The organism is Streptomyces sp. NPDC030245, assembly GCF_055572995.1.
The window spans coordinates 219,626-232,434 of sequence record NZ_JBVICF010000010.1; the positions used below are offsets into that span (position 1 = coordinate 219,626).

General features: G+C 72.6%; 10 protein-coding genes. 1 reads left to right on the forward strand and 9 read right to left on the reverse strand.

What is annotated here, in order from left to right; genetic code table 11:
* Window positions 1–51: 51 nt before the first annotated feature.
* The 9 genes from ACZ4Z4_RS26315 to ACZ4Z4_RS26355 form a co-directional block, all read right to left on the reverse strand.
* Entirely contained in the window at window positions 52–3,285 is a 3,234-nt protein-coding gene (locus ACZ4Z4_RS26315; protein WP_468332084.1) for an NACHT domain-containing protein, read from the reverse strand.
* 84 nt (window positions 3,286–3,369) lie between these two features.
* Window positions 3,370–3,990, reverse strand: coding sequence for an MFS transporter (locus tag ACZ4Z4_RS26320; protein WP_468332087.1), 621 nt, complete (start codon window positions 3,988–3,990; stop codon window positions 3,370–3,372).
* Window positions 3,991–4,125: 135 nt separating this feature from the next.
* Complete coding sequence (locus tag ACZ4Z4_RS26325; RefSeq protein ID WP_468332090.1) at window positions 4,126–4,587, reverse strand: lasso peptide biosynthesis B2 protein; 462 nt, start codon at window positions 4,585–4,587, stop codon at window positions 4,126–4,128.
* Window positions 4,584–4,841 carry a lasso peptide biosynthesis PqqD family chaperone gene (locus tag ACZ4Z4_RS26330; protein WP_468332093.1) on the reverse strand — a complete coding sequence of 86 codons (258 nt, stop codon included), beginning with the start codon at window positions 4,839–4,841 and terminating at the stop codon, window positions 4,584–4,586. The genes ACZ4Z4_RS26325 and ACZ4Z4_RS26330 overlap by 4 nt, the downstream gene beginning before the upstream one ends.
* A complete protein-coding gene (locus ACZ4Z4_RS26335; RefSeq protein WP_468332096.1) occupies window positions 4,822–6,684 on the reverse strand; it encodes an asparagine synthase-related protein in 1,863 nt (620 codons plus the stop codon). Before ACZ4Z4_RS26335 ends, ACZ4Z4_RS26330 begins: the two co-directional genes overlap by 20 nt.
* A 97-nt stretch (window positions 6,685–6,781) precedes the next feature.
* Entirely contained in the window at window positions 6,782–6,919 is a 138-nt protein-coding gene (locus tag ACZ4Z4_RS26340; protein WP_468332099.1) for a lasso RiPP family leader peptide-containing protein, read from the reverse strand.
* 197 nt (window positions 6,920–7,116) lie between these two features.
* Window positions 7,117–8,022 carry an AurF N-oxygenase family protein gene (locus ACZ4Z4_RS26345; RefSeq protein ID WP_468332102.1) on the reverse strand — a complete coding sequence of 302 codons (906 nt, stop codon included), beginning with the start codon at window positions 8,020–8,022 and terminating at the stop codon, window positions 7,117–7,119.
* Window positions 8,019–10,265, reverse strand: a complete 2,247-nt coding sequence (locus ACZ4Z4_RS26350; protein ID WP_468332541.1) for an MMPL family transporter — start codon at window positions 10,263–10,265, stop codon at window positions 8,019–8,021. The genes ACZ4Z4_RS26345 and ACZ4Z4_RS26350 overlap by 4 nt, the downstream gene beginning before the upstream one ends.
* 139 nt (window positions 10,266–10,404) lie before the next feature.
* Entirely contained in the window at window positions 10,405–11,241 is an 837-nt protein-coding gene (locus ACZ4Z4_RS26355; RefSeq protein ID WP_468332105.1) for an SDR family oxidoreductase, read from the reverse strand.
* Window positions 11,242–11,794: 553 nt separating this feature from the next.
* Between ACZ4Z4_RS26355 and ACZ4Z4_RS26360 the strand changes: the two genes are divergently transcribed.
* Window positions 11,795–12,760, forward strand: coding sequence for a 3-oxoacyl-ACP synthase III family protein (locus ACZ4Z4_RS26360; RefSeq protein WP_468332108.1), 966 nt, complete (start codon window positions 11,795–11,797; stop codon window positions 12,758–12,760).
* Window positions 12,761–12,809 lie beyond the last annotated feature (49 nt).

Consider the following 12,809-nt stretch of genomic DNA (forward strand, 5'->3'; position numbering starts at 1 on the left):
CGCGCACCCGGCCTCATCCCACCTCACCCCACCTCATCCCATTCGGGCGGGTCAGTCGGCGCAGACCCGGCCCGGTCCCTCGACCGCCCAGTGTGCCGCCTTCAGGGCCTCGGGGAGCACCGCATCGGCGACGTCGCGGAAGAGTGAGCCCTCGTCGACCGTTGCGTCCTTGCCGCCGTCGTGGATGGCCCGCATCGCCCGCGCCACCCACTGCGGTTCCAGGCGCGGCCAGTCCGCCGCGAGGCGCCGCAGGAACATCAGGCGGAAGCGTCGCCGGGTCTCGTGGTCGTTGGGTGCGAAGCTGTTGAGGGCCGTCTGTAGACAGGTGTCGAAGGCCGCGGTCAATTCCCGTTGGCCGCAGTCCTGGTCGACGCGCAGCCACAGGGTGATCATCGCGTGGACCGCCGAGACGGGCGGCTTGTCCCCGTCGTCGAAGAAGGTGGTGACCGCCGTGTCCCACGGACCCGCCAGCGGCTCGAGGGCATGGGCGAAGATGTCGTCGAGGACATCGCACAGGAAGTGGGACTGCACCCGCAGCCACGCGTTCTGGTGCGAGATCCAGGAGAACCAGCCGCCGTCCCGCCGCGCGCTCTTCCGGAAGTGGTTGTCCGCGTCGCGGTCGTACGTCCAGTGCGCGTCCAGCGGCCCGGGGGCGGGCTCCGAGTCGGACTGCAGCGACAGTGTGATCTCCCGTCGGCCGTCCTCCCAGGCTCGTTCGAGCGCCAGCGTGGCGACCAGCCCTTCCCACGCCTCCTCGGGGCACTGCGAACGCCACAGCAGCGCGGCGGCCCGCCACGCCGGTATGACGTCGTGCTCCTGCGGGAACAGCTCGCGGCCGGTGAGTCTGCCCGCCGTCGCGACGGCGAGCACCAGCAGGTTCACGGAGTATCTGGCGGGGCCGGAGGTCACCGGGAGTCTGCTCGGCACGTAGTCGCCGTACCGGGTGTCGTGCCGTGCCCGCCCGGCGTGCCGGAACAGGTCGAGCAGCACCTCGCGCACGCCGTGGCGGCGCGGCTCCGGCAGAGCGCGCAACCGTTCGCAGGCGAAGGAGACGGTGGTGCCGCGGGTGGTCAGGGGCATGAAGGAGAGCAGGGCGTGCAGGAACGCGTCGTCGATCACCGCGGGCCGGGCGCGGCGCACCGGGGCGCTCGACGCGGCGGCCAGATCGTCCAGTTCCTGCGTGACGAGCCGGGCGACCAGGTACTCCCCGAAGGTGGCGTGCAGGAATTCGTAGGTGCGCAGGCGCAGGCCGTCGCGGTTCGCCCGCGACTCGTGGACGAAGTAGAACCGGCCGAGCACGATGTCGGCCGCGCTCAGTGTGGCCCGCAGGCCGGGCGCGGCGCGGGCCCGCTGGGCATCCGGGGCGAGTGCGGAGAGGTCCGCGTCGAGTTCGGCCACGCCGATCCACTGCCGCCCGCGGTTGAACATGGCGAACGCGACCAGTGACAGCTGGGTGAGCTGCCGTTCCACCGCAGCGGCGAGCTCTTCCTCGGCCAGGCCTGCGGCCGTCTTGCGGACTTCCCGGGCGGCGAAGCTGGTGAGCAGTTGTTCGTAGAGCTCCCCCTCCCCCAGCGACGCGTCGCGCCGTTGCAACGCGTTGCCGTCGGCGTCGTAGAGCGCGAGCATCAACAGCAGCAGCGGCTGGGACGCCAGGGCTCGGTAGCGCAGGGCCACTTCGGGTTCCAGCGGGCGCAGACCGCGGGCGGTGAAGCCGGTGGCGTTGGTGGTGTTCCACATCCGCAGCCACCAGGTGACCTGGGCGTCGCTGAACGGCTCCAGGCTCAGGGCGAGCATGTCCTGCGCGGGCCGGGCCCGGTCGGCGACCGCGGTGCGGCTGGTGACGACGACCACGGCGGGCCGCCCCTGGGCCGCCTCGCGCCGCTGGAAGTCGCCGACCTTTTGCAGGTAGTCGCTCTGGCCGGCGCCCGTCGCCTGGAGCAGCTCGTCGAAGCCGTCGAGCAGGACGACCGGCAGCGCCCCCGCCCCGCGCCGCACCAGCTCGGGCCAGGTCAGGGCCTCTCCGGTGGCCGACCGTACGGCCTGTTCGATCTGTGTTTGCAGATCCGCCTCGGCGGCCGCGTCGCGCAGTTCCACGCGTACGACGAGGAAGTCCGCGGGCGGCAGTCGTGCCGCGAGGACGTGGGTGAAGACGGACTTGCCCGACCCCGGCTGGCCGAGGACGACCAGCGGGGCGCGGGTGGCCCGCGGGGAGGTGAGGTGGCCGAGCAGGAAGTGGTCGAGGTCCGCACGGACCCGCTGTTCGGCCCACCACGCCTCCTCGGCGAACCGGTCGGCGGGGCCGACTTCGGCCACCCGGAAGTCCGGACTGACGTAGGCCGTGGCGAGTGCGGGGAGGCTCAGTCCGTCCAGGACGTCCCGCGAGGTGAGGATGGGCCGGTCGAGGACGGCGGCGTGGGCGCGGGCCAGCCCGGCGATCCAGGTGTCGGGGGTCCGGTGTGCGGCGAGCTCGGAGAGGGCCCGGCCCAGCTCGTCGAGACCGGCCCGCAGGGACCGGAGTTGGGTCCGCGTAGCCTGGTGGTCGACCAGGTTCGCCCAGAAGGCGACCTCCGGGAAGTCCAGGGCGAGCTGCCGGAACAGCTCCTCGTACCGGGCGCAGGCCCGCCCCGGCAGAGTGTCGGACAGCATCTGTTCCAAGCGGTGCCTGCGGGTGTCGTCAAGTTCGTCCCAGAGGGTGAGCCCGGCCGCGAAGCGGGTGACCTCGCCCGACAGCCGCCGGTAGAACCCGCCGAGCGTCGTGAGGGTTTCCTCGTACGACCGGTGGGGTGAGGGTATCGGCACGTCCGACCGCAGCAACGCGTCGGCCAGGGCGTGCAGGCGCCGGGAGTCGGGCCGCTCACCCGTGGCCAGCGCCGCCTGTTCAGCACGGCTCAGCCCCAAGTCCTGTGTTGAGACCACGAGTTCGGACTCGGCCAGCACCTCGAAGTACGCAGAGAGCACCACCACGGCGTGGGCGGCCGCCAGCCGTTCGCCGCGCTCGAAGCGGGAGAGGCCGCGCGCTCGTGCGCCGAGGCCGTGCACGAGGCCGGCGCCGAGCCGGGACAGTTCGCCCCTGACGTCGAACAGGCCGGCGGCGAACCCGGACCCGGTGGCCGTCGACGCGAGCAGCAGCCCTCCGGTCAGCCGGTCGAGCGCGGCGACGGTGGCGTCCTCACGCCCTCCGAGCAACCGGACAGCGTCCTGGTAACTCAGCCCCACACGTCTGCCCCCCGGTGCCGGTGCCGACTCCCCGAACCAGTCTCCTGGACGGACCTCCTTGATCCCCACCCCCGACCCGTCATCGCGGCGGGAGAGAGGCGCCGGTGCGACCCGCGCCGGGGCCGGATTGGTTCACGGGGGTATCGGTTCGGCTCACGTGCTGCGAGCGCGGGCGGCAAGCAGGGCGGCCAGGATGCACGGCGCGAGGAGCACTCCGAAGGCGGCGCCGTAGGCGGCAGCTTCGGCTGAGCCGGCGCCCAGGCAGGCGTGGAACAAGGCCGAGGAGGCACCCAGCACCGATACCTGACCCAGGTTCTGGGTGGTCTGCATCGCGCTGCCGGCATAGCCCCGTCGGCCGGGCGGGCTGTGAGTCAGTGAGAGCACGGTGAGGGAAGGGGCATACATGCCCATGCCGACGGCCGCGATGACCATGGCCGATGCGGCGGTGTACGCGGGCGTGCCGGGAAGTGTCCCGACGACGGCCGACGCGACCGCAGTTGCCTGCACGAGTGCACCGGTGACGACCAGGCGGTGGCGAGGCCAGTGCTCCAGCAGACGGCCCTGCGCCAGGAGGAAGCGGCCCAGGCCAGGGCCGCGCCGGTGAAGGCCGGGCCGATCAGCAGGGGAGGCGCACCCCGTTCGGTGCGCCCACGCAGAACCAGCCGCTCGGATAGGGCAGCGCCGGCGCACCGGCCGCGTCGCCGGCGCGTGCCGGGCCGTGCTTCTGCCGGTGGCGGCGAGGCTGCGTGTAGCGGCGGCAGGAGGCCCTGGCACCAGGCGTCGGTTCCATGACCGGCTGAACGAACCGGCCCCCGGACAGTCACGACCCGTGGCGTGCGCGGTCCGCCGCCCGCTCCGGCGTCATCCGTCCCGTCCCGGGACGGGCCGTCGGCACTTCGCGCGATCCGGTCAGTACTCTTCCTGACTCTTCCTGCACCGGGTGCGCAACGGTCCGTCGCGGTCTGCCGCCGGTACGGTGATCATCGGTCGGTACGTGGCGGTGTCGTCGGGTTCGCCGACGGGTCTGCCCTCGGCCTCCACCCAGGCGTGGGCCCCGAACGGTGCGGTGCGTACTCCGCTGCACCAGGTGGGCCAGGTCCCGCGGATGCGGCACAGCAGAGCGGTGGCCAGGGAGCGTGGGAGGCAGTAGCGGCCCGCGCACAGGGTGCTGACGGCGGTCACCTCCCGCCGGGCGCGCAGGGCGTCGTCGTAGCGGGCCGGCCGGGCTCCTCGCCGGGCCAGGCCCAGGACGGCGCGGATCCGGCGTGGCGGCAGGCGGGTGAGGAGCCGGGCGGCGGCGACGGCGGTGTGGACGGTGAGCCGGGTGCCGAGCCCGGGACGGGTGCCGTCGGTGTCCAGGATCTGGCTCATGAGTCGGTCACCAGTTTCGCCTTCATCAGGTGCGCGAGCAGTGCCGTCACGTCGGCGGTGGCGCGTTCGGAGGTGACCGGGCGGGTGGCGGCGAGCCGTTCGGCGACCTGTTCGGGCGTCGCGCCGTCCAGCAGGGCCTGCACGACGAGGGCGCCGGTGGCGTTCAGTTGCCAGTAGCGTCCGGCCCGTTCGTCGAGCAGGACCATGCTGTCGCCGGTGGCGCAGGCGGTGACATCAGCACGCAGTCGGTGCACTGTTGCTCTCCCTCGTCCCGTCCGGTGTGCGCTGCTGCTCAAGGCTGCGCAACCACGCCTCCACTCCCAGCGTGGTCTCGAACTCCGCGATCCCGCCGATCAGGAGGTGGGGCGCGAGCAGGGCGCGGCGCAGCGCGGTTTCGTCGGCGAGGCCGGTGGCCACCAGGCGGGAGTCCTCGGCCCAGGCGGCGAGCGTGTGCCGGTTGTGGCGCAGGCCGTGGTACCACTCGTGTCCGAAGTGGTCCTTGGTGGTGCGGCCCAGGATGGTCTCGGGCACCAGGCCGTGCATGGCGGCGGCGAGGAGCGGTTTGTAGGTCCAGGGGCCGGCGGCCTCGTGCGGGCGGGCGGCGAGCGCGGCCGCGATCACGGCGTCGTCGCAGAACGGGCTGTGGTACGGCAGCCTGTCGAGCTGCCCGCAGTGGGCCAGGTGGCCGGCGAGCCTGCCCCCGCGCTGGGTGGCGGCGAGCCAGGCGTGCCGTCCGCGGTCACGGTGCAGCGGCTCGGCGGCGTCGTCCTGGGCCGCGTCGAGCAGCCGCTCACGGCACAGTTGTACGGTCTGCTCGCTCGCCCAGGACGGAAGGCAGGGGCGCAGTCCCCAGCGCAGGTCGTCTCCGGATACCGGCGTGTGCAGCAGTGAGGCGGCTTCGGTGAGCCAGGCGGCGTAGGTGCCCCGGTCCAGCAGCGCCCTCGTGAGCGCCCCGAGGGGCCGGCGGCGGCGCGCGCGCCATGCGGCCGCGTGGCGCAGGCCGGCTGCGGGTGAGCGCCGCAGCAGACCGTGCACGTACGAGGGTTGCGACTGGATGACCTGGTCCCCGCCGAAGCCGGACAACCGCAGCCGGGCCCCGCGCGCCCGCATCTGCGCGGCCACATAGCGCTGCTGCACCCGGGTACGTACGACGGCGGACGGCTCGTCGCCCAGGTCCACGCGGTTGTCCAATCCGCTGAACTGGGCGGGCAGATCGGCCGTGTCGAACACCAGGTGCTCGATGCGGGGAAGGTCTGTGGCGGCTCTGGTGGCGTGGCGGAGGTCTTCGCCGGCGGGTGGGCCCGCGTCCATCGTGACGGCGACCAGCCGGGCGCCCGCCCGGGCCGCCAGGAAGCACAGCGAGGTGGAGTCCATGCCGCCGGACAGATCCGCGCCCACCAACCCGTCCTCACGGACCCGCAACGCGACCGCCTGCTCCAGTGCCTGCCGCAGTCCGGCCGCGGCCTCCTCGAGGGGCAGTTCGCCCGCCGGGGGCCGCCACCAGCGGCGGGTGCGCACCTCGCCGCCGGGTGCCAACTCCACGGCGGAATCCGGCAGTACGGCGTGCACGCCGCGCCACAGCGCGCCCCAGCCGAGCGGGTGCGGCACGGTGTCCCCGGTCAGCCGCAGCGCCAGCTGGGCGGTGTCCGGCTCCGCCCCGGTCAGGTGGGCGAGCACGCGGGCCCGGTCGGCGCAGACCGTGACGCCGCCCGCCTCGGCCCGGTACACCCTGCGCTGCCCGGAGAAACTGCCCCGCACGTACGTCTGCCCCGCGACCGACGCCAGAACGTGGAAGCAGCCGTGGGCGTCGAGCAGCGCCGGCTCGACGTGCGCGGTGTCGCTGATCCGCCGTGCCCGCGAGGCCAGCTCGGCGGGGGTCACGGAACACGTCCCGGCGACCGCCAGGCGCACGTCACCGACGGCGCAGGCGGTCAGCTCCTCTTCCGGCCAGCAGCCGGCCAGCCACGGGCGGCCGGAAGCGTGCGGCACGACGCGGAGCACGGCCGGGCCGGCGAGGCGCCGCAGACGATCGAGGAGGCCGGGTGAAAGCTCGCGGTCGGGAAGGACGACGAACCAGCCGGCCGGCGGGGCATCCATCGGAATCTCCAGAGAGGGGGAACGAGTGACGGCATGGCGGCGTGGCACCGGGTGCTGGCCCAGGCCCTGCGGCCCGGACCGGCACCCGCCGGGATCATCAGATCCACAGGCCCACCGGGAAGTCGGGCCAGTCCCCGAACTCGCCCTGGGTCAGCTCGGCATACTGTCCGGCCTCGGCCAGCATCGGCGGCTCGTACACGTCCGTGGTCTCGAAGCCCTGCACGGTCTCCTGCACAGTGAACACCTCCGGTTGAACGGAGACGGAACTTCCGCCTCCCGCAGGCAAGTTAGGCAGATCCGTGTGCCGCACAGCCAGCAGCGCCGGGTCAATCCACCCGCGAGAGGGAAACCTGGCCTGAGACCCGGCACCCGCGCCGGGACGTACACCACCGGCGCTCACTGGATCTCGGGCTCAGAGAGATGCGCGGAAGGTCAGGCCATGAGTCCGCATCGGCGCCACAGGTGATGCTGAGGGCGCCGGATGATGTCGACTTCGGTGAGGAAGGACATCAGCTTTTCTCCGGACCAGAGCACAGTGGCGCGGTGGTGGGGGTTGTCGCGTACCTGGCGTCGGGCGAGGACGGGGTCAATACCGAGATCGCCGTAGCGGTCGGGGCGCAGCAGCGCGGGCACGGTGTGGGAGGCGACCAGAGCGGTCAGCGTGCGGTGGAAGGCCAGGTGTCCGCGGGAGGCGTGCGCGACGGCTTCGCGCAGCTCGGTACGGGCGAAGCTGACATGGCGGGCCTCTTCGGCGACGTGCAGGCGGCATACCGAGCGCACCAGGGGTTGTACGCGTTCGTCCAGGGCCGCCTCGCGTTGGAACCGGTCCAGTACTTCTTCGACGACCAGGGTGCTGGTGAAGGTCGTGATGTCCTGGAAGGCGGCTGCCGCCACCGGGTGCGGCAGCCGGACGCGGGCGGGGACGGGGTGGTGCGGGCAGCCGAGTCTGGTCAGCAGCCGGCCGAACATCGTGATGTGCCGGGTCTCGTCGGCCATCTCGGTGAGCGCGTAGTAGGCCCGTACGTCCAGTACGTGGCGGGACATCAGGTACCGGGCGAGCATGCGGATGATGGCCAGCTCGAACCAGTGCCCCATCTGCGCCATGTGGGCCGCTTCATGCCTGGAGAGTGCGACACGCTGCCGGCGGTCCAGACGTTCCCACAGTGGGGTGCCGTAGAGCGCGAGGCGCTCGGGTGGCCAGAAGAAGGCGTCCTCGAGCAGGGGGGCGTTCCAGTCGATGTCGTTGTGGGGATCGGGGGCATGGGCCGCGGAGGCGTTGAGCAGTCGCTGGGCAACGGTGTGCGGGCTGCGGGCGGGGCGCTGGGTCTGGTCGGTCATCGCGGGGTGCTCCTTGACGGGAGGGGGCCGGCCGATCCGGCGAGGGCTGGTGCTGCGGGTGGGGCGGGTTCGGCGGGAGGTGGCCGGCGGGGCCACGGGGTCCACCAGGTGGCGCGCCCGGCCAGGGCCAGCAGAGAGGGGGCGAGCAGGCCGCGGACGACGGTGGCGTCGAGCAGCACCGCCAGGGCGAGACCGACGCCGACGATCTTCAGCATGACCAGCTCGGACGTGGCCAGGGCGGCCATGACGACGGCCAGGGTCAGCGCGGCCCAGGTGAACAGCCGTGCGGTGCGGTCCAGGCCGCGTACCACGGCGGTGCTGGGGTTGGGGCCGCGTTCGTATTCCTCGCAGATGCGGGACAGCAGGAGGATCTCGTAGTCCATGGACAGGCCGAAGGCGATGCCGTAGATGAGTGCGGGCATCAGCACGTCCGTGCTGCCGGTGGTGGGCGGGGCGCCCAGCAGGTGGGCCAGGTGGCCTTCTTGGAAGACGAACACCAGAGCACCGAAGCTGGCCGTCAGGCTCAGCGTGTTGAGCAGCAGCGCCTTGAGGGCCATGACCGGCCGTCGGGTCAGGATCAGGGCGAGGGTGAGGAGTGCGGCTCCCGCCAGGAGCAGGCACCAGGGCAGGCGGGTGGCGAGGGCGTGTTGCACGTCGTTCAGGACGGCTCCGGGGCCGCCGACGAGGAGACCGGGGCCGGGGGCGGGGAGTCGCCGCAGTGTCCGGGCGAGGTCCCGGTTGGCTGTGGAGTACGGCTCGCCCGGGGTCGCCACGGCGAGGTACACGCCTCGGGATGAGGCGTAGGCGGCGGCCTCGGCGTTCTTCAGTGGCGTACGGCCGCCACGGGTGTAGGAGCCGGTGACCGTCCGCACCTGGTCCACACCCTTCTGCCGGGAGACCAGCCGGGCGTAGGCGTCGAGAGCGGCGGCCCGCTGGGAGGGGTCGAAGCGCGGCAGGACCACGGTGGTGGGGGTGATCAGGGCCCCGGTCCGGTAGTCGTCGCGCAGTTGTGTTCCGGCCTTGGCGACGGTGGAGGAGGCGGGTTGGACACGGTCGTCGAAGAGACCGATCTGGAGGCGGGTGAGGGGGGCGGCGAGCACCAGCAGTACCAGTGTGACGGTCACGGCCATCAGGCGCGGCCGCCGTTGGGCCAGTTCAGCCGCCCGTCCCCAGCCCCCCAGCTCCTCGGCCCGGGCCCGCGGGCGCCGGCGCCGGCGTCGGCGCGCTCGGGTTCCACGTGCGCCGATGCGGTGGCCCAGAACGCGCAGGAGCGCGGGGATGACGAACAGGCTTGCCAGGGCGGCGAACGTGGTGACCGCGATCCCGCCGTAGGCGATCGAGCGCAAGATGGTGTGGGGAAAGACCAGCAGCGAGGCCAGGGACAGGATGACCGTGGCCGCGGAGAACAGCACGGCCCGGCCCGCGGTCCGCATCGTCACGCGCAGTGCGACGTCCGGGCCGGCTCCGGTTGCTTGTTCCTCCTGGAAGCGGGCGAGCAGGAAGAGGCTGTAGTCGACGGCGAGGGCGAAACCGAGCGCGGAGGAGATGTTGGAGGCGCTCACCGACACCTCGGTGACGAGTGTGAGCAGCCGCAGGGCGGCCCAGGCGCCGAGCATGGCCAGGATGCCGACGACGACGGGCACCAGGGCGGCCGTGGCTGAGCCGAACGCCACGAGCAACAGCAGCGCGGTCAGCGGCAGGGCCAGCGCTTCCGCCCGGATCTGATCCTGCCTGGCCAGCCGTGCCGCCTCCGCACGCGATGCGGCCTCTCCGCTGACCTGCACCTCCAGCGGGCCGTGGCGTCCGGCCAGTTGGGGCACCAGCCGCTCCGCGGCCCGCGTCGCCTCCTGCTCCCGGCCGCGCAAGCGCACCAGGGTCAGGGCGCTGCGCCCGTTCGCCGAGCGCAGTTGTGGAGTTCCGGTCTGCCAGTAGGACACGACCCGCGCGACCGACCGGTCGGCTGTGAGCTGTCGTACCAGTCGCTGTCCCTGGGCCACTGCGGGCCGGTCCTCCACCGAGCGTGTCGCGTCCGTGGGGCGCGCGACGAGCACGAGATGAGGCGGTGCGGCAGCGAATCCCTGTTGCAGTGCCCGGTCGGCCCGGGCGGCTTCGGTCGCCGCCGGCACGATGCCGCCCGGTGACAACAGCTGCTCCACCGAGGAGCCGAACCAGCCGCAGACAGCTGCGAGCACAGCGGCCGCTGCCAGCACCATCCACTGGTCACGAAGCCGGGAACTACGCATGGTCACGGCCCACTGTCCTCAACTCCTCCGTCCTCAACTCCTCTGCCTCGTGGCCGGTGTTGGCCTGGGCGGGCAGGGGCCGATCAGTGCCCCATCACTCGCACCACATCTGTCCTGGCCGTCAGGCGGTGTCCTGCGCTCATCGCGGGCCCTGGGCGGCGGCCAGCCCGAGAGCACGGCACGCCACGTGATCCACCAGGGCTTGGGGGAGGATGCGGATGAACGGTGTGAAGGCGGTGGTCCGTCCCACTCGGTAGCGGCGGCGTGGCGCTCTGGCGGTGAGGGCCCGTCGCACGGTGCGCGCCACGGCCTCGGGGGCGGTCGGGGAGGCCGTGGTGATGAGGCGGCGTGCTGTGCCGTAGCTCTCGCTGTAGCGGGATCCGGTCGGCATGGCGGCGAGTCCCCCCTGGAGCATGGGGGTGTCGATGAACCCGGGTTCGATGAGGGTGCAGCACACCCCGCTGGTGGCCGTCTCCATGCGAAGCGCATCGGTCAGGGCCTCCAGCGCGTGTTTGCTCGCGCAGTACCACCCGTTGAAGGGCAGGGCGAGCAGACCGCCCACGGAGCTCATGTTGATGATGCGGCCGCCGCCCTGGCGGCGCATGGCGGGCAGGAGCAGGCGTGTCATGCGGGCGGTGCCCAGCACGTTCACCTCCAGCACGGCGCGTGCCGCCTCTTCGCTGACGTCCTCGAACGCTCCGGCGTGGGCGAGGCCGGCGTTGTTCACCAGCGCCCAGGGGCCGCCGCCGGTCTGTTCCGTGATCTCGGCGGCGGCTTCCGTGCAGGAGCCCGCCTCGGTCACATCCAGCAGCACGGTGTGCAGCGAGTGCCCGCGCTCGGCGGCAGCGGCGAGGAGTTCGGCCGCCTGGCCGGTGCTGCGGGCCGTGGCGATGACCTGGTAGCCGTGGGCGGCCAGGTCCAGGGCGGTGGCTCTGCCGATGCCGCTGGTGGCACCGGTGACGACGACGCTCTTCATCAGACTCTCCTTCGACGGGCCGTCACGGTCGGCGCGGGGCGGGGCGGGGGGCATGTCGAGCCCCGGGCGGATCAAGGCGGGGCGTGCGCTGCAAGCGCGGTTGCCGTCGGGCGAGTTCGCGACGCGCCGACGGCACGCGGGCACGGCCGCGTCGCGACCCATGAGCCCCCGGGCGGAACTGCGGCACGCCCGTGCGGAGGGTGGGGGGAAGGGAGCGCAGACATGCCGACATCCTCGACGAGAATAGACCTGTTTTGCACGACTATGTTGCATAAGATGCTGAATGTGCGTTTGCGACACTTTTGCCCATATGCAGTGCGCCAAGCAGGGTGCCCGTACACGTGCGGGCTGCGCGCCCTGAGCCATCGCGGCGGCTCCGCGGACCGTATCCGGCGTGTGGCGCGATGGGCATGAGTCCGCGCGGCAGACGGCGCCGTGCCGTTCCGTGTCCACCCGCCGGCGCCGCGCCCCTCCCCCGTCCGGCAAGGAGGTCTGTGTTGACCATCCGCACAGGTCAGCGATGAGGCCACACAGCGCTCTCACTCATGTCGCCGTGCACGCACCCTCAAAGCGGCAGAGCGGCAGCGAGATCGAGGCCGCCCTGCGCGCCCAGAACCCCGGTGTGCGGCTGCTGCCCGGCCTTTTGAGGCAGATGTACGGGTTCGAAGAGCGCCGTGTCGCGCCCGCGGGCACCTGGCCCTCCGACCTCGCCGCCGCGGCCGGACAACGCGCCCTAAGCCAGGCCGATCTGTCCCCGGGCGCCGTCGGCCTGCTGATCTTCGCCGCGACCAGCGGGGACGTGGAGGAGCCCGCCACCGCCCACATCGTGGCCCAGAAGCTGGGCGTCACCGCACCTGTTCTGGACGTGCGCAACGCGTGCAACGCGGTTCTCAACGCTGTCGAAGTCGCCGACGCGCTCATCCGCGCCGGCCAGTACGCACGCATCCTGATCGTCACCGGGGAACGCGGCAGCGCCCTGTCCCGGCTGCCGGTCGGCGACCGCGCCGAGCTCGCCCTGTTGCTGCCCGCCCTCGCTCTCGGTGACCTGGGTGCGGCACTGGTGCTGCAAGCGAGCGACGAACCCGGGGTCCTGGGCAGTTCTTTCACCGCCAACTCCGCCGGCTGGCCCACCGCCACCGTCAGCAACCCCTACATGACGCCCGACCCGGGCACTCTCGCCGTGCACTTCGACTCCGCGGCCCTTGCCGCCTCCTTCGCCGGCATGGAAGCGGCCGTACCGCAGGCGCTGCGCGCCATGGACCGCACGATCGACGACATCGACCTGTTCTGCGTACACCAGCCGTCCGTCGCCTTCACCCACTCCATCCGCCAGGCGCTGGGAATCCCGGCGGACAAGGTCATCGCGACCTTCCCCCGCTACGGCAACTGCGCCACCGCGAGCCTGCCGCTGCAACTCGCCGAAGCCGTGGAGCTCGGCCGGCTGCGCCGCGGCGACCTCGTGGCCCTGTTCGGGCTCGCCAGCGGAGCCTCCGCCGGACTGGTCCTCCTCCAGTGGTGAGGCCCCGCCCCGGCCCGTCCGACTCTTTCCCCCGCCCCGCGCGACGACA